This window comes from Streptomyces sp. NPDC107550 (genome assembly GCF_055639095.1).
The window spans coordinates 16,309-37,236 of sequence record NZ_JBVKBC010000016.1 but is presented as its reverse complement, the minus strand read 5'-3'; the positions used below and the strand labels follow the sequence as shown (position 1 = coordinate 37,236).

The 20,928-nt window shown below is 73.8% G+C and carries 22 protein-coding genes; 7 read left to right on the top strand and 15 right to left on the bottom strand.

The window, feature by feature from the left end; genetic code table 11:
• The first annotated feature begins 5 nt into the window (after window positions 1–5).
• From ACZ7LY_RS21345 to ACZ7LY_RS21335, 3 genes are read left to right on the top strand one after another with little or no spacing between them, the layout of a single operon-like run.
• Window positions 6–1,040, top strand: a complete 1,035-nt coding sequence (locus ACZ7LY_RS21345) for an ABC transporter substrate-binding protein (protein WP_471626227.1) — start codon at window positions 6–8, stop codon at window positions 1,038–1,040.
• Entirely contained in the window at window positions 1,037–2,056 is a 1,020-nt protein-coding gene (locus ACZ7LY_RS21340; RefSeq protein WP_471626226.1) for a FecCD family ABC transporter permease, read from the top strand. The genes ACZ7LY_RS21345 and ACZ7LY_RS21340 overlap by 4 nt, the downstream gene beginning before the upstream one ends.
• Window positions 2,053–2,841: an ABC transporter ATP-binding protein gene (locus tag ACZ7LY_RS21335; protein WP_471626225.1), complete on the top strand. Its 789-nt coding sequence runs from the start codon at window positions 2,053–2,055 to the stop codon at window positions 2,839–2,841. The genes ACZ7LY_RS21340 and ACZ7LY_RS21335 overlap by 4 nt, the downstream gene beginning before the upstream one ends.
• Before the next feature lie 23 nt (window positions 2,842–2,864).
• Here ACZ7LY_RS21335 and ACZ7LY_RS21330 read toward each other — a convergent pair whose 3' ends face one another.
• Entirely contained in the window at window positions 2,865–3,485 is a 621-nt protein-coding gene (locus ACZ7LY_RS21330) for an L-threonylcarbamoyladenylate synthase (protein WP_471626224.1), read from the bottom strand.
• 161 nt (window positions 3,486–3,646) lie between these two features.
• Here ACZ7LY_RS21330 and ACZ7LY_RS21325 point away from each other — a divergent pair, with 161 nt between their 5' ends.
• Complete coding sequence (locus ACZ7LY_RS21325; protein ID WP_471626223.1) at window positions 3,647–4,804, top strand: hypothetical protein; 1,158 nt, start codon at window positions 3,647–3,649, stop codon at window positions 4,802–4,804.
• A 48-nt stretch (window positions 4,805–4,852) separates the two neighbouring features.
• Here the strand turns inward: ACZ7LY_RS21325 and ACZ7LY_RS21320 are convergent, their stop codons facing one another.
• The gene (locus ACZ7LY_RS21320; protein WP_471626222.1) at window positions 4,853–5,209 is read right to left on the bottom strand and encodes a hypothetical protein; all 357 of its coding nucleotides are present in this window, start codon (window positions 5,207–5,209) and stop codon (window positions 4,853–4,855) included.
• Between the two features lie 74 nt (window positions 5,210–5,283).
• Between ACZ7LY_RS21320 and ACZ7LY_RS21315 the strand changes: the two genes are divergently transcribed.
• The gene (locus tag ACZ7LY_RS21315; protein WP_471626221.1) at window positions 5,284–5,643 is read left to right on the top strand and encodes a DUF779 domain-containing protein; all 360 of its coding nucleotides are present in this window, start codon (window positions 5,284–5,286) and stop codon (window positions 5,641–5,643) included.
• Between the two features lie 30 nt (window positions 5,644–5,673).
• Here ACZ7LY_RS21315 and ACZ7LY_RS21310 read toward each other — a convergent pair whose 3' ends face one another.
• From ACZ7LY_RS21310 to ACZ7LY_RS21260, 11 genes are all read right to left on the bottom strand, one after another.
• The gene (locus ACZ7LY_RS21310; RefSeq protein ID WP_471626220.1) at window positions 5,674–7,254 is read right to left on the bottom strand and encodes a hypothetical protein; all 1,581 of its coding nucleotides are present in this window, start codon (window positions 7,252–7,254) and stop codon (window positions 5,674–5,676) included.
• Between the two features lie 93 nt (window positions 7,255–7,347).
• Window positions 7,348–7,542, bottom strand: a complete 195-nt coding sequence (locus tag ACZ7LY_RS21305; RefSeq protein ID WP_471626219.1) for a hypothetical protein — start codon at window positions 7,540–7,542, stop codon at window positions 7,348–7,350.
• Window positions 7,543–7,910: 368 nt separating this feature from the next.
• Window positions 7,911–8,600: an ABC transporter ATP-binding protein gene (locus ACZ7LY_RS21300; RefSeq protein WP_471626218.1), complete on the bottom strand. Its 690-nt coding sequence runs from the start codon at window positions 8,598–8,600 to the stop codon at window positions 7,911–7,913.
• Window positions 8,584–9,603, bottom strand: a complete 1,020-nt coding sequence (locus ACZ7LY_RS21295) for an ABC transporter ATP-binding protein (RefSeq protein ID WP_471626217.1) — start codon at window positions 9,601–9,603, stop codon at window positions 8,584–8,586. Before ACZ7LY_RS21295 ends, ACZ7LY_RS21300 begins: the two co-directional genes overlap by 17 nt.
• Window positions 9,555–10,430: an ABC transporter permease gene (locus tag ACZ7LY_RS21290; protein ID WP_471626216.1), complete on the bottom strand. Its 876-nt coding sequence runs from the start codon at window positions 10,428–10,430 to the stop codon at window positions 9,555–9,557. Before ACZ7LY_RS21290 ends, ACZ7LY_RS21295 begins: the two co-directional genes overlap by 49 nt.
• A complete protein-coding gene (locus ACZ7LY_RS21285) occupies window positions 10,423–11,415 on the bottom strand; it encodes an ABC transporter permease (protein WP_471626215.1) in 993 nt (330 codons plus the stop codon). The genes ACZ7LY_RS21290 and ACZ7LY_RS21285 overlap by 8 nt, the downstream gene beginning before the upstream one ends.
• Entirely contained in the window at window positions 11,412–12,998 is a 1,587-nt protein-coding gene (locus ACZ7LY_RS21280; protein ID WP_471626214.1) for an ABC transporter substrate-binding protein, read from the bottom strand. Before ACZ7LY_RS21280 ends, ACZ7LY_RS21285 begins: the two co-directional genes overlap by 4 nt.
• A 136-nt stretch (window positions 12,999–13,134) precedes the next feature.
• Window positions 13,135–14,292, bottom strand: coding sequence for an acyl-CoA dehydrogenase family protein (locus tag ACZ7LY_RS21275; protein WP_471626213.1), 1,158 nt, complete (start codon window positions 14,290–14,292; stop codon window positions 13,135–13,137).
• Window positions 14,289–15,473: an acyl-CoA dehydrogenase family protein gene (locus ACZ7LY_RS21270; protein ID WP_471626212.1), complete on the bottom strand. Its 1,185-nt coding sequence runs from the start codon at window positions 15,471–15,473 to the stop codon at window positions 14,289–14,291. The genes ACZ7LY_RS21275 and ACZ7LY_RS21270 overlap by 4 nt, the downstream gene beginning before the upstream one ends.
• Window positions 15,470–16,456, bottom strand: coding sequence for an NADPH:quinone oxidoreductase family protein (locus ACZ7LY_RS21265; protein ID WP_471626211.1), 987 nt, complete (start codon window positions 16,454–16,456; stop codon window positions 15,470–15,472). Before ACZ7LY_RS21265 ends, ACZ7LY_RS21270 begins: the two co-directional genes overlap by 4 nt.
• A 112-nt stretch (window positions 16,457–16,568) precedes the next feature.
• A complete protein-coding gene (locus ACZ7LY_RS21260) occupies window positions 16,569–17,144 on the bottom strand; it encodes a helix-turn-helix domain-containing protein (RefSeq protein ID WP_471626339.1) in 576 nt (191 codons plus the stop codon).
• A gap of 178 nt (window positions 17,145–17,322) precedes the next feature.
• Here ACZ7LY_RS21260 and ACZ7LY_RS21255 point away from each other — a divergent pair, with 178 nt between their 5' ends.
• Window positions 17,323–18,303 carry an NAD(P)/FAD-dependent oxidoreductase gene (locus ACZ7LY_RS21255; protein ID WP_471626210.1) on the top strand — a complete coding sequence of 327 codons (981 nt, stop codon included), beginning with the start codon at window positions 17,323–17,325 and terminating at the stop codon, window positions 18,301–18,303.
• 205 nt (window positions 18,304–18,508) lie between these two features.
• A complete protein-coding gene (locus tag ACZ7LY_RS21250; protein ID WP_471626209.1) occupies window positions 18,509–18,808 on the top strand; it encodes a hypothetical protein in 300 nt (99 codons plus the stop codon).
• 4 nt (window positions 18,809–18,812) lie between these two features.
• Here the strand turns inward: ACZ7LY_RS21250 and ACZ7LY_RS21245 are convergent, their stop codons facing one another.
• Both ACZ7LY_RS21245 and ACZ7LY_RS21240 read right to left on the bottom strand, forming a co-directional pair.
• Complete coding sequence (locus ACZ7LY_RS21245; protein ID WP_471626208.1) at window positions 18,813–19,550, bottom strand: PIG-L deacetylase family protein; 738 nt, start codon at window positions 19,548–19,550, stop codon at window positions 18,813–18,815.
• 63 nt (window positions 19,551–19,613) lie between these two features.
• A complete protein-coding gene (locus tag ACZ7LY_RS21240; protein ID WP_471626207.1) occupies window positions 19,614–20,918 on the bottom strand; it encodes an alpha/beta fold hydrolase in 1,305 nt (434 codons plus the stop codon).
• Window positions 20,919–20,928: the final 10 nt, after the last annotated feature.

Below are 20,928 nucleotides of genomic sequence, written 5' to 3'. Positions count from 1 at the left end.
TTTCCGTGCCGTTCGCACGCCCGTTCCGCTGTGCCGTCGCGCTGACCGTGGGGGCGCTGCTGCTCACCGCGTGCGCGGGCGAAGACCCGGGGGGCGCGGGCCCGCCCGCCGCCGGCCGGGGCGGGGTCACCCTCGACAACTGCGGTACGACCGTGCACGTGGGGAGCCCGCCGCGCCGCGCGGTGGCCCTGGACCAGGGCTCCGCGGAGATCATGCTGTCGCTGGGGCTCCAGGACCGGATGGTGGGCACGGGCACCTGGACCGATCCCGTGCTGAAGAACCTGCGGGCGGCGAACGCCGAGGTGCCGCGGCTCGCCTCGCGCTATCCGTCCTTCGAGAAGGTGCTCTCCACCGAGCCCGACTTCGCCGCGGCCTCCTTCTCGTACACGCTCGGCAAGGGCGGGGTGGCGCCGCGCGAGGAGTTCGGGAAGCTCGGGGTGCCCACCTACCTCTCCCCCGGCGACTGCGCGGGCAAGGACAACAGCGGTGACGGCGACGGCGTACGCTCCCGGCCGCTGACGCTGGAGACGGTGTACGGGGAGATCCGCGACCTCGCCCGGATCTTCGACGTGACCGAGCGCGGCGACCGGCTCGTGAAGCAGCTCAAGTACCGCGTGCGCAAGGCGACTTCGGGCATCGACGCGCACGGCGTGGACGTCCTGTACTGGTTCGCCAACTCCGACTCGCCCTACATGGCGGGCTGTTGCGGGGCGCCCGGCGCGATCACCAGGGAACTGGGCCTGCGCAACGTGTTCGACGACACGCGCGAGGAGTGGCCGCAGATCAACTGGGAGACCGTCGCCGACCGCGACCCTGACCTCCTCGTCATCGGCGACCTGACGCGCCGCTCGCAGTCGGCGGAGTCGGCCGCGCAGAAGATCCGGTTCCTGGAGTCGGACCCGGTGACGAAGAACATGAAGGCCGTGCGCGAGAAGCGGTACGTGCTGCTCAGCGGGCAGGCGATGAACCCGACGATCCGTACCGTGGACGGCATCGAGCGGGTCGCGGCGGCGCTGCGCACGTACGGCCTGACCCGGTGAGCGGCGCACCGCGTGCCGCGCTCGCCTGGGCGGCGGGCCTTGTCGCGCTGGTCCTGTCGCTCGCGTTCGCCATCACGGTCGGGCCTGCCGCCATCCGGGTCACCGACGTGTGGGCGACGGTCGCCGCGCACCTGGGCGGCGGGCGCGGCGATCTGTCGCCGATCCGCGACGGCATCGTGTGGAACCTGCGGCTGCCGCGCACGCTGCTCGCCGCCGTGTGCGGGGCGGGCCTCGCCGTGTGCGGGACGGTGTTGCAGGCGCTGCTGCGCAATCCGCTGGCCGATCCGTACGTGCTGGGCGTCTCCTCCGGGGCCTCGACGGGCGCGGTCCTCGTCGTCGTGCTCGGGGTGGGCGGCGGGGCGCTGTCGGTGTCGAGCGGCGCGTTCGCCGGGGCACTGGTCTCCTTCGCGCTGGTGCTGCTGCTGAGCCACACGCTGGGCGGGACGACGGACCGGGTGGTGCTGTGCGGGGTCGCGGCGATGCAGTTGTTCTCGGCGCTGACCTCGTTCGTCGTGCTGACGGCGGCCGACGCGGAGACGACGCGCGGCGTGCTGTTCTGGCTGCTGGGCTCGCTCGGCGGCGTCGGCTGGAGCGAGGTGGGGCTCTGCTCCGCGGCGCTCGTGGTGACGGTGGCGGTGTGCCTGGGCGGCGCGCGGAGCCTCGACGCGTTCGCGTTCGGGCAGGAGGCCGCCGCCGCGCTCGGGGTGTCCGTGGCCCGTACCCGGCTCGTGCTGCTCTGCGCCACGGCGCTGCTGACGGCGGCGCTGGTCGCCGCGGCCGGTGCGATCGGCTTCGTGGGCCTCGTCCTGCCGCACGCGGCGCGCGCCCTGGTGGGGCCGGGGCACGCGCGGCTGCTGCCGGTGACGGCGCTGACCGGCGCGGTGTTCCTGGTCTGGGTCGACACGCTGGCCCGTACGGTCCTGGAGCCGCAGGAGGTCCCGGTGGGCGTGGTGACGTCGCTGATCGGCGTGCCCGCGTTCGTGTACGTACTGCACCGGTCGCGGGGGACGCGATGACGGCGCCGGGGCTCAGCGGCGAGCGGCTGTCGTGGTCGGCGGGCGGCACCCTCGTCCTGGACGGCGTGAGCCTGAGCCTCGCGCCGGGCACGGTGACCGGGCTGCTCGGCCCGAACGGCTCGGGCAAGTCGACGCTGCTGCGGCTGCTCGCCGGGGTCCTCGCGCCCGCGTCCGGGGTCGTCACGCTCGACGGGGACCGGCTCGACGCCCTGAGCCGGCGGGAGACCGCACGGCGCCTCGCGCTGGTCGCGCAGCAGGCGGACACGCAGGTCGCGCTGACGGTCGCTGACGTGGTGCGCCTCGGCCGCGTCCCGCACCGCCGGGCGTGGTCGCCCGCGTCGGCTGCGGACGAGGCGGCCGTGCGCGACGCGCTCGGACGGTGCGGACTCGCGGGGCGCGAGGAACGGCTGTGGCACACGCTGTCCGGCGGGGAGCGCCAGCGGGCGCAGATCGCGCGGGCGCTGGCGCAGGAGCCGCGTGAGCTGCTGCTCGACGAGCCGACGAACCACCTCGACATCCAGCACCAGCTCGAACTGCTCGACCTGATCGGCGGGCTCGGCGTGACCTGCGTCGTCGCCCTGCACGACCTGAACCTCGCCGCCGCGCACTGCGACCGGCTCGTCGTCCTCGACCGGGGCCGGGTCGTCGCCGCCGGGACGCCCGCCGAGGTACTGACGGAGCGGCTGGTCGCCGAGGTGTACGGGGTGCGGGCCCGCGTCGACGACTCGGGGCCTGGCGGGCGCCCGCACATCCGCTTCCTCGGCACGCTCCCCCGTACGCCATGAAGGCCGTACGGGTGTGCGGGCCGTCATTCGAAGCGGTCGGTGTCCCCCGCGCCGCGCCGCACGATCTCCACGTCGCCGCCGGAGAAGTCGATGACGGTGGTCGGCTCGGTGCCGCAGTCGCCGGAGTCGAGGACCGCGTCCACGCTGTGGTCGAGGCGCTCCTTGATCTCCCAGCCCTGCGTCATCGGCTCCTCCTCGCCCGGCAGCAGCAGGGTGCTGGACAGCAGCGGCTCGCCCAGTTCGGCGAGGAGGGCCTGGGTGACGACGTGGTCGGGGATGCGGACACCGACGGTCTTCTTCTTCGGGTGCTGCAACTGGCGCGGCACCTCCCGCGAGGCGGGCAGGATGAAGGTGTACTTGCCGGGGGTCGCGGCCTTGACCGCGCGGAACACGTCGTTGTCGATGTGGACGAACTTGCCGAGCTGCGCGAAGTCCTGACACACGAGAGTGAAGTGGTGCTTGTCGTCGAGGTGCCGGATGGCGCGGATCCGGTCGACGCCGTCGCGGTTGCCGAGGCGGCAGCCGAGCGCGTAGCAGGAGTCGGTGGGATAGGCGACGAGCGCGCTGTCGCGGATGCCGTCGGCGACCGCGCGGATGATCCGCGCCTGCGGGTTTGCGGGGTGCACGTCGAAGTACCTGGCCATCCGCCGAGCCTACGGGATCGGGACCCTACGGCCGTGATCCACGCGAGCCGGAAGCCCGTACACAGCCGCGACAATCCCGACACCCGCCGACCCTGCTGGGCGACAACGGAGCCCGCACGGCCCATACTGGTCCCCGCCCCGACCGCCCACAGAACGACTCCATGGCCAAAAACAGCACTCCTCCGACCGTCGTCCCCGACACCGCGTGGCTGGGACGCGGACGCCACCTCGGCCCCGAGCCCGAGCAGGACGTCCGGCGCAACCTGATCGCTCTCAAGGCGGCCGGGGTGCTCGACGACTTCCTCGATCTCGACCCCGTCGAGGCGGCGCGTTCCACGGCGCTGCACCCGCGCGACGAGTCCGCCGACCCCGGCCCCCACGCCCGACGTCTGTTCGAGGCGCGCTGGCGTGCCGGTGACGGGGTGACGGTGCGCGCCCAGTTGACCACGTTCGGGCCTGAGAGCCGGCGCAGGGAGGACGAGGGGGTGACGTGGGTGCTGGCGGCGGAGGCGGAGCGGCCGTGGGACCAGCGCTGGCCGTCGCCCGCGACGATGTTCTGGCCGGACAGCGACGCCGTCGCCTGGGACAACGACACGGTGGCGGGGCTGCGGCTGCGGGTGACGAACCCGCTGCCGAAGGACGACGGCGACCTGCGGCACCTGCTGAAGGAGTGCGCGCGCCGCAGTTGGTACGTGCATCTGGTCATCCACGAGGCGATGACACCCGACGCGCGCGGCCAGCGGCCGGTGACGGAGTTCCTGCCGCCGAGCCTGCGGCACCGGGTCATCGAGCACCGGGCGACGCCTGAGCAGGCGCAGATCGCGGACTTCGCGCTGCGCAAGGAGCTGAAGCTGAGCATGCCGCGCGGCGGCGGCGTGGTCCTGCCGAGCGCGCCCCCGCAGGAGGGCTACGACGCGGAGCGCTGCACGGTGCGCACGGTGTTCCTGGACGGTTCGGAGCCGGCCGAGCTGATCGGCGCTGCCGTGGCCGTCGCCGCGCTGCCCCGGGTGCTGGACGCCGACGCGGACCGAGCCCTGCGGCGGCTGCGCGCCGGCTGGCATCTGCTGACGCCGGACGAGGAGCTGGCGCACGCCCAGGAGATGGTGACGCGGTACGCGCAGGCGCTGGAGGCGATGACGACCTCGCGGGATCTGTACCGGGAGGCGGCCGAGGCCGCGCAGGCGGCGCTCGCCGACGCGGGCGGCAGCGAGAGCACGGCGAGCCCGATGCCGGCGCCGCCCGGCGGCAAGCCGGACGGCTCGCCGCTGAGCGCGCTCACGAAGGCGCTGGGCCGCTTCCGCGACCCGCACCACAAGTAGCGGCCGGTCGCCTCACGGGCGGCCGGTCTCAGCGAGCGGTGGCCGGTCTCATTCCTCCTCGGCGTCCTCGCCACTGGACATGCGCAGCGCGATCTCTTGCAGTAGTTCGGTGGAGTTGACGTCGCCGCGCCCCTCGTCGTGCACCTTGGCGAGCTGCGTGAAGAGAAACGCGAACGCCTCGACGAGCGAGACGCTGGCCGGCATGAGCGCGGCGATGGTCAGTTCCGCGGCCTCCTCGGACGTGGCGCCCGCCGGGATCTCGATGGTGGGGAACACCTCCGACACGAGCCGTCCCAGTTGTGTCAGGTCGGTGTCGAGTTCTTCGCCGTCGTTGAGCCTGCGCACCATCTCCTGTGTCTCGGTCAGCACACCGATGGCTCGCAGGATGATCTCCCTCTGTTCCATGTGGGGGAGCCTATGCGTGCGAGGTGCCCGAACGTGCAACGTGGTCGCAACGTCTCGCCGCGCATCCTGGCCGGATGAGTGACGAAGCGGCGCGGGTGGAGCTGACCGAGGCGGCGGGACGGCTGCTGCGGCGGCTGTACGGGACGCACGGCCCGCTGATGTTCCATCAGTCCGGCGGCTGCTGCGACGGCAGCGCCCCGATGTGCTATCCGGCGGGCGAGTTCCGCACCGGCGCCTCGGACGTGCTCCTCGCGGAGCTGCGGGCGGCGGGCGTGGCGGAGCCGGTGCCGTTCTGGATGTCGCGCAGCCAGTACGCGGTGTGGAGCCATACGCGGCTGATCGTGGACGTGGTCGAGGGGCGCGGCAGCGGCTTCTCGCTTGAGGCCCCCGAAGGCGTACGTTTCCTGATCCGCTCCCGGCTGGTCGGCGCGTAGGCGGATCGGGCCCCGCGCCGACCGCCGCTGTCAGCCGGCGTCGCGCACGGCGGCGAGCCCGTTGAAGACGCCGACGTAGGCGGTGCCGTCGGGGCCGAGGGTGATCGGCGCCCAGTTGTTGTCGTAGGCCATGCCGGTGCCGACGAGCCGCTTCCAGCGGGTGGTGCCGGTGCGGAAGTCGACGGCGGTCAGGTACCAGGCGTCCACGCCGAGGGCGTTGGGGTCCTTGGTGTAGAAGTACAGCAGCCCGTTGGCGGTGGAGAGCTTCGGGACGGTCGACGGCGAGCGCACCTCGCTCTGCCACACCGTGTCGCAGCCGCTGCCGTCGGGGCGTACGTCGATGCGGGTGACGCCGCCGACGACGCTGCGCCCGAACGTGAGCGAAGTGACGTTCTCGTAGCCGTAGTTGTTCTCCACGACGAGACTGTCGCCGTGGCTGATCAGCGAGTTGTCGGTGGTGGAGGCGCCGGAGCCGAAGACGGGGACGCGGCACACGAGGCGGTCGGCGCCGGGGACGTCCGCGCCGCGCCGGTAGACGAGGACGTTCATGCGGTCGTCGGCGTTGTCGGTGATGGCGACGTAGTCCTCGCGCGTGCCGAACAGGTCGGGGGTGGTGCCCGAACCCTGGTTCACGGAGCCGGGTTTGGTGCCGGTGCCGCGGTCGTAGGTCTGCCGCCACACGGCCTGCGGGGTGCCGTCCTCGGCGGCGCGGAAGCTGTAGAGGGCGTGATCGGTGACGATGGACACGCCGTCCTCGGCGACGGAGAACGAGTTCTGGATCTCCTCCCCCGCGAGCCGGATCGCGCGCAGCGCGCCGGTGTCCGGGTCCACGGTGCCGACGCGCCCCTGCCGGGTCACCCACCAGATGCGGCCCTGCCAGTCGGGCATGACGGAGGTGACGGGGTCGCAGGTACCGCTCGGGTAGAGGTTGGTCCAACTGACGCAGTCGTGCGGGACCTTGGAGGTGAGGTCCCAGTCGTCGGCGACGGTGAACCGCCAGGTCCCGTCGGCGGCCTGCTCGTGCGCGAGGCGCAGGATGTGCTGGCGCGAGTCGGCGAGGACGAGCCGGTCCTGGTCGTCGAGGTAGGAGTAGGCGCCGCCCGAGGTGTCCTTGAAGATGCGGGAGAAGTCGAGCCGGGTGATCGCCTCGACCGTGGACGGGCGCTGGGGCAGCTTGTACTCGGCGAGCGTGGCGAGCGAGCGCGGGTCGAGGAGCTTGACGAGGAAGCCGGTGAACGTGCCGCAGACGGTGACGATCCGGCCGGCCTTGTCGAAGGTGACGGTGGCGCACTCGCCGCCGAGCGCGGCCATCTGTTCGCTGCGGACGGCGGGCGCGGCGCCGTTCGGGCCGGCCCAGGGGTAGGTGGCGCTGCCCCAGGCGTCGGCGTGCATGCCGCTGCGGCCGTTGGCGGCGAGGTGGGGGTGCTGGGCGGGGGCGCGTCCGGGGAGCGGGGCGGGGGTGGCGGGCGCGCCTTCGTACTGCGGGACGAGCCGGTGGCCGGGCGCCTTCGGGATCTCGTCGGCCCGGGCGCCGGGCGCGAGCGCCGCGCAGCCCGCCACGAGGGTGAGCGTCAGGGCGAGGGCACGGGCGAGTCTTCTACGGGGCGGCATGCGCCGAAGCTAGGGCCGTCCCGTTGAAGTGTCCATGCTCGTACGGGAGTTGTTCACGAGGTCGCAACGATCACGGGGCGGGCCTCGGGGCGGTCACGGGTCGAGGCTGCTGACCAGGCCGGCGGTGGTGGTGATGCCGTCGTGGATGGTGGGCGCGGCGTTGGTCCCTGCCAGGAGGAAGCCGAGCAGGACGCAGACGAGCGCGTGGGAGAACTTCATGGAACCGCTGCGCAGGAACATCACGGTGACGATCACGAGCAGGAGCACGAGGGAAATGGACAGCGACACGGTCACCTCCGGGTGTTTGCGCCAGTGTGGCGCAGCGGAGGGGTTCCAACGGGGTATGACTCGTCCCCCGAACGAGTGTTACGGGGCCGCTCCGCGGGTGTGGCGGGTTCTGAGTGAGCGGGCGGCTCCGGCCGGCGGGTGACCTCGACTCTCGTCGTGGCTGGTCGCGCAGTTCCCCGCGCCCCTTCGGGGCACTGACGTACGTCGTCGACTGCGGGCGCGTCGTGGTTGCTCGCGCAGTTCCCCGCGCCCCTGGAGGCGGGGCTTCGCCCCTGCCTCCCCCGATAGAGGTGGCGACGCAGTCGCCCCTCCAGGGGCGCGGGGAACTGCGCGACCAGCCCACCACCCGGCGAAAGGTGAACGACGGCTCAGGGGCGCGGGGAACTGCGCGGTTGGTTTGGGGGCCTGGGGGGTGTCAACTCGCCCCAGTTCAGGACCCGGTCACACCAGCGGCGCAGGAGTACACCGTCATGCCCGACCACCAGCACCCCCACCTCCCCCCGCCCCCGATACTCCTCGACCACGCCGACAAGCCCCGCCGCCGTGGACGCGTCCAGCATCGCCGTCATCTCGTCACAGATCAGCCACCGCGGCCGCAGGCTCAGCGCCCGCGCCAGGCACGCCCGCTGGAGCTGCCCGTCGCTCACCTCGTGCGGCCGGCGCGCGAGCAGCGAGGCCGAAAGCCCCACCGTGTCGGCGAGTTCGGCGACGCGCTCGGCGTGCGGCCGCCCGTTCGCCCGCAGCGGCTCCGCGATCAGCGCGCCCAGCGTCAGACGCGGGTCGGCGGCCAGCCGGGGCTGCTGGAAGACGACGCCGAACGCGGTCCGCTGCTCGCGCGGCGCCCGGTGCCGCCAGCCCCGGGCGGGCGTGCCGTCGACGACGACCTGACCCGCGTACGGCTCATGCAGGAGGGCGGCGACGCGGGCGAGGGTGGACTTGCCGCAGCCGCTCGGCCCGAGCAGACCGACCGCCTCGCCGGGGGCGACGGTCAGACTGACGTCGCGGAAGACGGGCGCGCGCCGGTCGTGGCCCGCGGTGAGGTCACGCAGTTCCAGCACGGGTCGCCTCCTGGGTGCGCGCGGGGTGCGGATGGTGGCAGGCGACGCCGTCGGTGAACGCGGGCCGCGCCTCGCACACGGAGTCGGCGGCGGCGCAACGGTCGGCGAAGGCGCAGCCGGCGGGCAGCGCGGTCAGTTCCGGGGGCATCCCGGGGATGGGCGTGAAGGCCCGCTCCGGCAGCGCGTCGAGCAGGGCGCGGGCGTACGGGTGCCGGGGCCCGGGCGCGCCGAAGAAGGGCTCGGCGTCGGCGAGTTCGACGATCCGGCCCGCGTACATGACGGCGACGCGGTCCGCGATGCGGCGGGCGGCGGCGAGGTCATGGGTGATCATCAGCAGGGCCCGTTCGCCGCCGATGTGCCGGCGCAGTTCGTCCACGGTGCGCTCCACGAGGTCCCGGTCGAGGCCCGTGGTGGGTTCGTCGGCGAGCAGCAGCGGGGCGTCGCCGACGAGGGCGAGGGCGGTCGCGGCGCGCTGGGCGAGCCCGCCGGAGAGTTCGTGCGGGTACCGGTCGAGGTGGTCGGCGGGGAACGCGGCGCGCTCGGCGGCGGCCGCCACGAGCGCGGGCAGCTCGGGCGAGCGTCGCCGCACGCCCCGCAACTGCCGTACGGTCTCCGCGAGTTGGCTGCGGATGGTGCGTACGGGAGTGAGGTGCGCGGCGGGGCTCTGCGGGACGAGCCCGACCCGGCGTCCGCGTATCTCGCGGGCGAGGGTGTCCTCGTCGGCGGCGAGCAGGTCGAGGTCGCCGAGGCGGGCCCGCCCGGCGGTCTCGGCGTTGCCGGGGAGCAGCCCGAGCAGCGCGGAGGCGAGGACGGACTTGCCGCAGCCGCTCTCGCCGACGAGGGCCAGGCACTCCCCCGGCGCGAGGGTGAAGGAGGCGTCGCTGACGGCCCGTACGTCGGCGCCGCCGCGCATCCGGAACCGTACGGACAGGGAGTCCACCGTCAGGACGGGAGTCACAGGGTCAGCTCCGATCGGCGGCGGGGGTTCAGGCGTTCGCGCCATGCTCCGGCGAGGCCCGCGACGGCGAGCGTCGGCACGATGATGAACAGGCCGGGGAAGAGGGTCGGCCACCAGTCGCCCGCGAGCAGGGAGCCGCGCGCGGACTGCACGAGGGTGCCGAGGCTCGCCTGGTGGGCGGGGAGTCCGAGGCCGAGGAAGGAGAGCGCGGACTCGTGCCAGATGGCGTGCGGGACCATGAGGACGGCGGCGAGCCCGGCCTGCGGCAGCACCCCCGGCAGCAGATGGCGCACGGTGACGCGCCACCGGGAGGCGCCGCCGGAGATCGCCGCGTCGACGTAGGGCCGTGCGCGCAGGGAGAGGACCTCGGCGCGCACGATGCGGGCGGTGGACAGCCAGTGGGTGAGCGCGACGGAGACGACGACGGGCCATACGCCGGGCCGGAACATGGCGACGATGAAGATGCCGAGCAGCAGGTGCGGCACGGACGCGAACACGTCGACGACGCGCATGACGACCCGGTCGACCCAGCCGCCGAGCGCTCCCGCGAGGGCGCCGACGGCGGTGCCGATGACGGTGGCGACGACGGCGGCGACCACGCCGACGAGCAGGGACACGCGCAGCCCGTACACGCAGCGCAGCAGCAGGTCGCGGCCGACGTCGTCGGTGCCGAAGGGGTGGGCGGCGGACGGCGGGCGCAGCTTGGCGGCGAGGTCGACGGCCTGCTGGTCGAGCTGGGTGAGCGGCGGGACGACGAGGACGGCGAGGACGATCAGCGCGACGAGCGCGCCGGAGGTCCGCACGCGCCAGGTGCGGGCGTCGCGGCGGCGGCCCGCGAGGGCGGCGGCGGGGCGCAGGGCCTGGTCAGCCATCGAAGCCCACCCGGGGATCGGCGAGCCCGTAGAGCAGGTCGGCGGCCCAGTTCCCGGCGAGGACGGCGAGGGTGGCGAGGACCGTGAGGGCGGCGAGCAGCGGGAAGTCGACGGAGGTGGCGGCCTGGACGGTCGCGGCGGCGATGCCGGGCCAGCTGAAGACGGTCTCCACGAGGAGGGCTCCGGTGATGAGTTCGGGCACGCGCGAGCCGATCAGGGTGAGGACGGGCAGCATCCCGGAGCGCAGCGCGTGGTGGAACAGGACGGTGCGCGGGGCGATGCCGCGCGCGCGGGCGCCGCGTACGGGGTCCTCGTCGAGGGCGTCCCCGACACCCTGGCGTACGTACAGCACGAACCACGGGAGCTGGGAGACGGCGAGGACGCTCGCGGGCAGGACGAGGTGGGTGAGGACCTGGCCCGCGGTGACGGTCGCGGAGCCGGTGTCGGTGAGGCCGCCGGCGGGCAGCACGCCGAGCTGGAGGGCGAACAGCCAGACGGCGAGCAGCCCGAGCCAGAACGGGGGCGCCGCTTCGAGGACGTAGGCGAGGGAGCTGACGGCGCGGTCGAGCAGGCCGCCGCGGCGGCGGGCGGCGAGCACGCCGAGGAGGGCGCCGGCGGCGATGGCGAGGAGGAAGGCGGTCGCGGCGAGGAGCACGGACCAGCCGAGGCGCTGGGTGATGACGTCGGCGACGGGGCGGCGCATGACGGCGGAGTCACCGAGGTCGCCGCCGAGCGCGGAGGTGAGCCAGTGCCACCAGCGGGCGGGCCAGGGCCCGTCGACGCCGAGGTTGGCGCGGAGCTGGTCGAGGTTCTCCTGCGAGGCGGTCAGGCCGGCGGTGCCCGCGTACGCCTTGACCGGGTCGAAGGGGGAGGCGGCGGCGATGGCGAAGACGCCGAGGGTGACGGCGGCGAGGACGGGCACGGCGAACAGGATCCGCCGGCCCGTCAGGCGTGCCATCGGCCCCCAGGGGAGCCGCGTGCTCATGCCTTCCAGTCCTCGACGTTCCACCAGGGCCCGGAGGCGAGGCCGTGGTCGTGGGGTTCGACCTGGGTGGTGAGGTCGCCGAAGCGCTTGTCGACGACGTACAGGTGGTCGATGTGGGTGAGGAAGGTGTAGCCGGGGTTCTTGACGAGGGCGCGCTGGATGGTGTCGTAGGCGGCCTGGCGTTCGGCGCGGTCGCCGCTGCGGCGGGCGTCGTCCAGGGCCTTGTCGACCGTGGCGTCACGGTACCAGGCCATGTTGTTGAAGCCGTCGCCCGCGAGGGAGGACTTCAGCAGCGTGTACTGGTCGAAGTCGGGGTCGGCGGGGGCGCCGCCGCCGGCGAGGACCGCGTCCTTCGGCATGCGCGGCTCGATGACCTCCCAGGTGCCGGACTCGACCTTGATGTCGATGCCGAGCTTCTTGGCGTCGGAGGCGTAGGCGAGGGCGTGTTCCTGGCGGAGCTTGTCGCCGGTCAGGTACCACAGCGGGAAGGCGGCGCGGACGCCGTCGCGGGAGCGGATGCCGTCGGAGCCGGGCTTCCAGCCGGCGTCGTCGAGGATCTTCTTGGCGCGGGCGGTGTCGTAGGGGCGCTCGGTGCCCTTGGTGAACCAGGGGCTGTCGGTGGGGACGGGCCCGTAGGCGCGCTTGCCCGCGCCGTCGAGGATGCGGTCGACCATGGCCTGCCGGTCGACGCCGATGTCGAGGGCGCGGCGCACGGCCTTGTCGCCGGCGACCTTGTTGCCGGTGGGCAGGGTGACGACGCGGTAGTCGAAGGTCTTCGCGGTGTACGTGGTCTTCGCGCTGTCGCCGTTGAAGGTCTTGGCGAGGTTGGGCGGCAGGATCGCGCCGTCGAGGTCGCCGGAGCGCAGCCGGGTGGCGCGCACGTCGTCGTCCTTGATGATCGCCATCGTGAAGTTCTTGATCTTCGGCGCGCCGCCCCAGTAGCGGGAGTTGGCCTCGAAGACGAGCTTCTCGCCCTTGGACCAGGTGACCAGCTTGTACGGGCCGGTGCCGACGGGCGCGGTGGTGAACGCGCCGGTGTTGACGTCCTGCTTGCCCGCGATGTGCTCGGGCGCGATGGGCAGCACGGTCCGCTCGGCGAACGGCGCGTAGGGGTACTTCAGGTGGAACACGACGGTGTCGTCGCCCTTGGCCTCGACGTCCTTGACGGCGTCGAGTTCGGTGCGCGAGGCGTTGTTGGTCTTCTTGTCGAGGATCGTCTCGTACGTGAAGACGACGTCCTTGGCGGTGAAGGGCTTGCCGTCGCTGAACCGCACGCCCTTGCGCAGCGGGTACGTGTAGGTCCGGCCGCCGTCGGTGACCTTCGGCAGGGCGGAGGCGAGCGCCGGCTTCAGCTTCATGTCGGCGTCGTGGGTGAGCAGCCCGTCGAAGATCTTGGAGTTGCCGTCCTTGCCGTAGCCGAGGAGGGGGCTGAGCGTGTCGGGTTCGTAGGCGATGCCGACGACCGCGCTGTCCTTCGCGGCGCCGCTCTTGCCGCCGTCGTCCGGTGCCGCGCAGGCCGAGGCGGTCAGCGCCAAGGTGCCGACCGCCGCTGCGGTGATGACGCTCCGTGCCGGGCGTGCCACGCCGTCCACCCCTGTTCAAGATCAGATGTTATTGCGAACAGCTCGCAATAATGCCATCTCGTCAAAGAGAGGTAAAACCGGGGTCAAGGGGCGGCCGTGCGGTCCCCTCGACCCCGGGTGCGGGTGGTGTGCCGGCTCAGGGCGCGGCGAGATCGACCAGTGCGGCCAGCTCCCCCCGGTGGCGGCCCGCCGTGCCGAGGGCGAGCGAGTCGGCCTTGGCCCGCTTGAGGTACAGGTGCACGGGGTGCTCCCAGGTCATGCCGATGCCGCCGTGCGACTGGAGGGCTTCCTCGGCGGCGCGTACGGCGACGGGCCCGGCGTAGGACTGGGCGAGCGCGACCGTGAGCGCGGTGTCGGGGCTCGCCGTGGCGAGGGCGTCGGCGGCGGCGCGGGCGACCGCCCGGGTCTGGACGACCTGGAGCCACACCTGGGCGAGCCGGTGCTTGAGGGCCTGGAACGAGCCGACGGGCCGGTTGAACTGGTGACGCTCGCGCGTGTACCGCACGGTCTCGGTCAACAGCCAGTCGGCGAGCCCCAGTTGCTCGGAGGCGAGCAGCCCGGCCCCGGCCCGCAGCCCGCGCGCGACGGCCGGGCCCGCGTCGCCCGCGAGGAGCCGGCCTGCGGCGCCGTCGAAGGTGAGCGCGGCGAGCGGGCGGGTGCGGTCGAGGGAGGTCAGCGGCTCGACGCCGACTCCGGCCGCGTCCGCGTCGACGGCGAACAGGCCCGCGTCGGTGGGTACGAGGAGGACGTCGGCGGCGCCCGCGTCCGCGACCCCGCTCACCCGCCCGGTCAGCGCCCCGCCGTCCACGCGCACGCTCGATGCGCCCGCGCCGGGGGCGGACGTGCCGGGCGAAGCGGTGGCGGGGGCGGCGGTGAACGGGACGGCGAGCACGCCGACCGCGCGCCCGGATGCGAGAGCACCGAGCAGCTCGGCGGCCTCGGTGGCCTCGGTGGCCCGGCCACCGCCCGCGTCCACGCAGCCGAGCAGGGCCTCGGTGGCGATGACGGCGCTCGTCAGATAGGGGACGGGCGCGACGGACCGCCCCAACTCCTCCAGGACGACGGCCGCTTCGCGGTGGCTCGCGCCCTGACCGCCGTATTCCTCGGGGACGAGGAGCCCGGCGAGGCCCATCTGCTGCGCGAGCTGCTTCCACAGGGCTCGGTCGTGCGGCGCGTCGCTCTCGGTGCGGGCGAGGACGGTGGCGGCGTCGCAGTGGTCGGCGAGCAGGTCGCGCACCGCCGCGCGCAGCGCTTCCTCCTCCTCGGAGTACAACAGGTCGGGCTGGGTGCTCATCGGGCCAGGTCCTTCCAGGCGACGTCCTTGTCGGTGCGCGGCTCGGGCGGCAGGCCGAGGACGCGTTCGGCGACGATGTTCAGCAGGATCTCGCTGGTGCCGCCCTCGATGCTGTTGCCCTTGGCCCGCAGATAGCGGTATCCGGCCTCGCGGCCCGCGAAGTCGACGAGTTCGGGCCGGCGCAGCGTCCAGTCGTCGTACAACAGGCCCTCGTCGCCGAGGAGTTCGACTTCCAGGCCGCTGATCTCCTGGTTGAGCCGGGCGAAGCCGAGCTTCATCCCGGCCCCCTCAGGGCCTGGGTGTCCGGCGACGAGCTGCTGGCGCAGGCGTTCACCGGTGAGGCGGGCGGCCTCGGCCTCGGCCCACAGCGTCAGCAGACGCTGGTGCAGATCGTGGGTGCGCAGGTCGGGGCGCTCGCGCCACAGGGCGGCGACGATGCCGATGAGACCGCCCTCGCGCGGGATGCGGGCGCCGCCGATGGCGACCCGCTCGTTGTTGAGGGTGGTCTGGGCGACCTTCCAGCCCTCCCCAACCGCGCCGAGCCGGTGGGCGTCGGGGATGCGGACGCCGGTCAGGAAGACCTCGTTGAACTCGGCCTCGCCGGTGATCTGGCGCAGCGGCCTGACCTCGACACCCGGGTCGGTCATGTCGCACACGAAGTACGTGATGCCTTTGTGCTTGGGCAGGTCGGGGTCGGTGCGGGCGATGAGGATGGCGTACCGGGCGTTGTGCGCGCCGGACGTCCACACCTTCTGCCCGTCGACGGTCCACGTGTCGCCGTCCAGGCGGGCGCGGGTGCCGAGCGCGGCCAGGTCGGATCCGGCGCCGGGCTCGCTGAAGAGCTGGCACCACACCTCCTCGCCGGTCCACAGCGGCTTGAGGAAGCGCCGCTTCTGCTCCTCGGTGCCGTACGCGAGGATCGTGGGGGCGGCCATGCCGAGGCCGATGCCGTTGCGCCGGGGGTCGTTGTCGGGGGCGCCCGCCGCCTCCAGTTCGGCGTCGACGACGGCTTGCAGAGAGCGCGGTGCGTCCAGCCCGCCGAGGCCCTGCGGGTAGTGCACCCAGGCGAGCCCGGCGTCGAAGCGGGCGCTGAGGAAGTCGGCGCGCGGGGTCGTCGCGGGCGGGTGCGCGGCGAGGAACTCCCGGGTCAGGTCGCGCAGTCGGGTCGCGTCGAGGCTCATACGGCGGCTCCGTGGGCGGGGGCACTCAGGCCGGGCACGACCACGACGCGGCCGGTGGTGCGCCCGTCGGCGACGCGCTGCACGGCGTCCGCCGCGCCGTCGAGGCCGACGCGCTCGCTGACGAGCGGCTTGATCGCGCCGCTCGCGGCGAGCGCGGTCAGCTCCTCGTGGCAACGGGCGATCAGGGCCGGGTTCTTGGTGGCGTACAGGCCCCAATGCAGGCCGAGGATCGCGTAGTTCTTCACCAGGGCGTGGTTGAGGGCCGGGGTGGGGATGGTGCCCGAGGCGAAGCCGACGACGACGATCCGGCCCTCGAAGGCGACGGTCTTCGCGGACTGCGTATACGCGTCGCCGCCGACCGGGTCGTAGACGACGTCGGCGCCGCGCCCGCCGGTGGCCTCCTTGACGGCGGCGACGACGTCCTCCGAGCGGCGGTCGATCACGACGTCACAGCCCAGCTCCTCGGCGACCTTGGCCTTCTCGGGGCCGCCGACGACGCCGATGACGCGGGCGCCCGCCGCCCGGCCGAGCTGGACGGCGGCGCTGCCGACGCCGCCTGCCGCCGCGTGCACGAGCAGCGTCTCGCCCTGCTGGATACGGGCCCTGCGGTGCAGGCCGAACCAGCCGGTCTGGTAGCCGATGTGCAGGGCGGCCGTCTCGGCGTCGTCGAGCGCGTCGGGCGCGGGCAGCAGGGCGCGGGCGTCGGCGAGGGCGTACTCGGCGAGGCCGCCGTGCGGCAGCGCGGGGTTGGCGATGACGCGGCGCCCGTCCTCGGTCTCGCCGCAGATCTCCACGCCGGGCGTGAACGGCAGCGGCGGGCGCACCTGGTACTGCCCCTTGCACAGCAGCGCGTCGGGGAAGTTGATGTTCGCGGCGCGCACCTTGAGCAGGACCTGCCCCGCGCCGGGCTCGGGCCGCGCCACTTCTTCGAGGCGCATCACCTCGCCCGGCTCGCCGTTCTCGTGCACTTGCCATGCCTGCATGCGGGGCCTCCACGGGACTGCGTCGTCGCACGGGTTCCGCGCCCGGCCGCCTGACCGGGCACAGCCGCATACTAAGCGGTCGCTTGCCGGGTTGTGAATGCCCTCCGGCGACTCACTCGTCCTGGTTGCGCGCGGGACGCGCCCGTACGTGCATGCGCTCGCCCTGCGGCCCGAACAGGCTGATGAACTCGGCGGGCCCCTCCCCTGTCGACCCGAACCAGTGCGGGACCCGGGTGTCGAACTCGGCGGCCTCGCCGGGGCCGAGGATCACGTCGTGGTCGCCGAGGACCAGGCGCAGCCGCCCGGACAGCATGTACAGCCACTCGTAGCCCTCGTGGGTGCGCGGGTCAGGCTCCTGCCGGCGCTGCGGCTCGATGACCTTGTACGCCTGGAGGCCGCCGGGCTGCCGCGTCAGCGGGTACATCGTCCTGCCGCCATGCGTGATCGGCTTCATCCGTACGCGCGGGTCGCCGACGGGCGGGGCGCCGACGAGTTCGTCCAGGGCGACCTGATGGGCGCGGGCGATCGGCAGCAGCAGTTCGAGGCTCGGCTTGCGCAGCCCCGACTCCAGGCGGGAGAGCGTGCTGACGGAGATGCCGGTGGTCTCGGAGAGGCCGGTCAGGGTGGCGCCGCGCTCCTTGCGCAGGGCACGCAGGCGCGGGCCCACGCCGGACAGGACGGCGTCCATGCTCGGCTCCGGCTCGCTGTCGGTGCCGAGCCCGGCGCCGGCTCGGTGCGGATGACGGGAGGAGTTCATACCTCCATTGCAGTTTCGGCAAAGCCATTTGTCAATAGCACGGTCTCGGGCGCACCTTCGGGGCAACGGGCGCGCGAGCGGCGCGGGCCGCCTACGACGAGGGGTCGACATGAACGCATCACTGGACGAGACGAACGCACCGGCCCGCGACCGCTATGACGTGCTGGTCGTGGGCGGCGGGGCGGCGGGCCTGTCGGCGGCGCTGATCCTCGGCCGCTGCCTGCGCTCGGTGCTCGTGGTCGACGCGGGCGAGCCGCGCAACGCGCCGTCCGCGCACATGCACGGCTATCCGTCGCGGGACGGCATGGCACCGGCCGCGTTCCTCGCGGAGGTGCGGCGCGAGGTCGCCGGGTACGGGGTCGAACTGGTCCGGGGCCGGGTGACGGCGGCGGAGCCGGACGGCGGCGACGCGTTCACGGTGACGCTCGCGGGCGGGGCCCTCGTGCGCGCCCGGCGCCTGGTGATCGCCACGGGCCTGGTGGACGAACTGCCCGACGTGCCGGGGATCGCCGCGCGCTGGGGCAAGGACGTGCTGCACTGCCCGTACTGCCACGGCTACGAGGTGCGCGGGCGGCGGATCGGCGTGCTGTACGCGAAGGAGGCGGGCGTCCATCAGGCGCTGCTGTTCAGCCAGCTGTCGAAGGACGTGACGCTGTTCCTGAACGGTACGGACGTGGAGGAACTCCCGGACTCCGACCGGCAGTCGCTCGCGGCGGCCGGCGTGAGCACGGTCGCGGGGGCCGTCGCGGGCCTGACCGTGGAGGACGACCGGCTGACCGGGGTGCGGCGCGCGGACGGGCGTGTGGTCGCGCGGGACGCGCTGGTCGTGGCCACGCGGATGCGGCCGCGTGACGGGCTGCTGTCGGCGCTGGGCGCCCGTACGCAGGAGACTCCGGCGGGCCCGTTCACGGCGGTGGACCCGACGGGGCTGACCAGCGTGCCGGGGGTGTGGGCGGTCGGCAACGCGGCGGGGCCGACGGAGCAGGTGGTGAACGCGGCGAGCGCGGGTTACCGCGCGGGCGCGGCCATCAACGCGGACCTCCTCCACGCATCCCTCACGAAAACGCCGCCCGCTGGGAACGGGCACTGAGCCCAGCCCCGCAAGGGGCGCGGGGAACTGCGCGCCCAGCCCCAACGCACCCGGAACTCTGGGGCCCTGCCCCAGACCCCGCTCCTCAATCGCCGGAGGGGCTGGATGTTGACGCTCAGGCCAACTCCCTCAGGGGCGCGGGGAACTGCGCGAGAAGCCCCACCGGGGCCGCACCCGAGGCACAACGTGCAGGCGCCCGGCACGGGTGGGGGCGCCTGTGGAGTGCCGGGGCTGGCAGCCCCGTCAGGGGCGCGGGGAACTGCGCGACCGGCCACGACGAACCCGGCACTCTGGGGCTCCGCCCCGGACCCCGCTCCTCAAGCGCCGGAGGGGCTGGGAGTCGGCGCTGAGCCCAGACCTCTTCGGGCCCGGCGAGGAGCACTCGCGGCTGCTGGACCGGGCGGACGGCAGGCCGCTGCGGACGCTGGAGATCCGCGCGGACGACGGGCGGGCCGTGGGCCCCGAGGACACGGTCGCGGAGAAGGTCCCGGCCCCGCCCGCCTGAACCGTCAGCGGACGAAGACCTCGAAGGCCACGGCGGGCCGGCCGCCGAAGCGCGGCGCCACCGCCTCCGCGTTGCCGGTGAGGAACGTGCGGCAGTACGACTCCGCGTCCTCGTCGGTCAACGCCTCGATGTACGTGCGGTGTTCGAGCAGGCTCGCCACAGACCGCTCAAGCCCGTCCGTGACGTCCACGGCGTGCGTGGGCCGCGCGGACCCGGCCACGGCGACCCACTTGACACCGTTCCACGGCTGGAGGCCCTGCTCGATCAGTTCGGGGAAGATCCAGCGGTTGCCCGCGTCGGCGGCGGCGTCGAGGGTGGCGCGCCCGACGGCGACGTGGTCGGGCGTGTTCCAGTGGACGCCGCCCCAGGTGTCGCGGTGGTTGAGGGTGAGGACGAGTTCGGGGCGGTGGCGGCGGATCGCGGCGGCGATGTCGCGCCGCAGCGCAGGCCCGTACTCGATGACGCCGTCCCGGTGGTCGAGGAACTCGACGGACCCGACCCCGACGACGGCCGCGCTCGCCCGCTGTTCCCGCTCGCGCAGCGGCGCGCAGGCCGCCGGATCGAGGGTGTCGATCCCGGCCTCGCCCCGGGTGGCGAGCACGTACGCGACCTCGCGGCCGGCGTCGGTCCAGGTGGCGACGGCGGCCGCGCAGCCGTACTCCAGGTCGTCGGGGTGGGCGACGACGGCGAGCGCCTTGCGCCAGTCGTCCGGCAGGGGCGCGAGCTGTTCAGGAGAGGCCATGGGCCCAGCGTAGGGCCTGTCCTTCGGGTCAGGCCGGATCGCGCGCCCGCGCGGCCCGTCAGGTCACAGCGCGCCTCGGGCGAGGCCGAGCAGCCGGTCCAGGACGTGCGGCGCGCCCGCGCGGAGCCCGTCGTGCTCGTACTCGTTGGTGACCCAGGGGCGCAGTCCCCGGACGGCCGCCGCGGTGCGCAGGGAGTGGGCCGTGTCCACGTACATGTCGTCGTAATAGACGGCGGCCGCCGCCGGCACCTCGTTGGCGGCGAGGCGGGCCGGGTCGTAGAGCGGGGCCCAGTCCGTGCGGGCCGCGACGATCTCGGCCGCCTCGCGCAGCGGGCGCAGCGCCGGGTCGCAGTCGAACTGCCAGGGGTGGACGGACTCGCCGGTGAACATGAGCGGGCCGCCGGAGGCGAGCGCCTTCTCGCCGTCGAACTGCGGGTACTCGCCGCGCACCCGCTCCGCCGACCAGGCCGTGGCCCGCCCGCCCTGCGCGTAGATCGCCTCGTGCAGCACCGCGTACAGCGGGTGTCCGGCGTACGAGAGTGCCGCGGCGGCCTGCTCCTTGAACGAGTCGGACAGTTCGCGGCCGGCGGGCGTGCGGACGAACGCGTCCTCCAGGAGGTAGTGCAGGCGGTCGCTGCCGTCGCTCGCGCCGAGCCAGATGCCGAGGGACTGGAACGCCTCCAAGGTGAGGCGGTAGCCGCCCGGCAGCAGCGGCTCGTGCTCGAGGACGTACGCGCCGATCTCGCGGGCCCGCTCGACGTCCATCGGGTAACGGGCGTAGTGGGCGCGGACCTTGCGCTCCACGCGCGGGTAGGCGGCCCGGTACACGTCGTCGGCGTGCGCGTCGAGGGAGGGCAGGCCACCGGTGATGAGCGCGGTGGCGAGGCCCTCGGGGGCGGTCGACAGGTAGTGCGTGACGCAGAAGCCGCCGAAGCTCTGGCCGAGGACCGTCCAGGGGGCGCCGCCGGTGACCTCACGGCGGATCAGTTCGCAGTCCTTGACGATGGAGTCGGCGCGGAAGTGCCCGAGGTGGGCGGCCTGCGCGCGGGCGTCGCCGCGCAGCGGGAGCGTCTGCCGGTTGACGGGCGTGGAGGCGCCGGTGCCCCGCTGGTCGAGGAGCAGGACGCGGTGGTCGGCGAGGGCACGGTCGAGCCAGGACTGCCGTCCGACGAAGCGGTTGGCGCCGAACCCGGGGCCGCCCTGGAGGTACAGCAGCCAGGGCAGCTTCTCGTCCTCGCGCCCCGCGGCGACCACCTCGCGCGCGTACACCTCGATCTGTTCGCCGTCCGGCGCGTCGTGGTCGAGCGGGACGAGGAAGCGGCGGTCGGTGAGGACGACACCGGGCTGGCGGTAACGCGCGGCGCTCAAATTCGGCTCC

Bases quoted from the DNA above. Each gene is read 5' to 3' on its own strand.
- ACZ7LY_RS21335 (WP_471626225.1), top strand. From the start codon at position 2,053: ATGACGGCGCCGGGGCTCAGCGGCGAGCGGCTGTCGTGGTCGGCGGGC.
- ACZ7LY_RS21330 (WP_471626224.1), bottom strand. From the start codon at position 3,485: ATGGCCAGGTACTTCGACGTGCACCCCGCAAACCCGCAGGCGCGGATC.
- ACZ7LY_RS21325 (WP_471626223.1), top strand. From the start codon at position 3,647: ATGGCCAAAAACAGCACTCCTCCGACCGTCGTCCCCGACACCGCGTGG.
- ACZ7LY_RS21320 (WP_471626222.1), bottom strand. From the start codon at position 5,209: ATGGAACAGAGGGAGATCATCCTGCGAGCCATCGGTGTGCTGACCGAG.
- ACZ7LY_RS21315 (WP_471626221.1), top strand. From the start codon at position 5,284: ATGAGTGACGAAGCGGCGCGGGTGGAGCTGACCGAGGCGGCGGGACGG.
- ACZ7LY_RS21310 (WP_471626220.1), bottom strand. From the start codon at position 7,254: ATGCCGCCCCGTAGAAGACTCGCCCGTGCCCTCGCCCTGACGCTCACC.
- ACZ7LY_RS21295 (WP_471626217.1), bottom strand. From the start codon at position 9,603: ATGGCGCGAACGCCTGAACCCCCGCCGCCGATCGGAGCTGACCCTGTG.
- ACZ7LY_RS21290 (WP_471626216.1), bottom strand. From the start codon at position 10,430: ATGGCTGACCAGGCCCTGCGCCCCGCCGCCGCCCTCGCGGGCCGCCGC.
- ACZ7LY_RS21285 (WP_471626215.1), bottom strand. From the start codon at position 11,415: ATGAGCACGCGGCTCCCCTGGGGGCCGATGGCACGCCTGACGGGCCGG.
- ACZ7LY_RS21275 (WP_471626213.1), bottom strand. From the start codon at position 14,292: ATGAGCACCCAGCCCGACCTGTTGTACTCCGAGGAGGAGGAAGCGCTG.
- ACZ7LY_RS21270 (WP_471626212.1), bottom strand. From the start codon at position 15,473: ATGAGCCTCGACGCGACCCGACTGCGCGACCTGACCCGGGAGTTCCTC.
- ACZ7LY_RS21265 (WP_471626211.1), bottom strand. From the start codon at position 16,456: ATGCAGGCATGGCAAGTGCACGAGAACGGCGAGCCGGGCGAGGTGATG.
- ACZ7LY_RS21260 (WP_471626339.1), bottom strand. From the start codon at position 17,144: ATGGACGCCGTCCTGTCCGGCGTGGGCCCGCGCCTGCGTGCCCTGCGC.
- ACZ7LY_RS21255 (WP_471626210.1), top strand. From the start codon at position 17,323: ATGAACGCATCACTGGACGAGACGAACGCACCGGCCCGCGACCGCTAT.
- ACZ7LY_RS21245 (WP_471626208.1), bottom strand. From the start codon at position 19,550: ATGGCCTCTCCTGAACAGCTCGCGCCCCTGCCGGACGACTGGCGCAAG.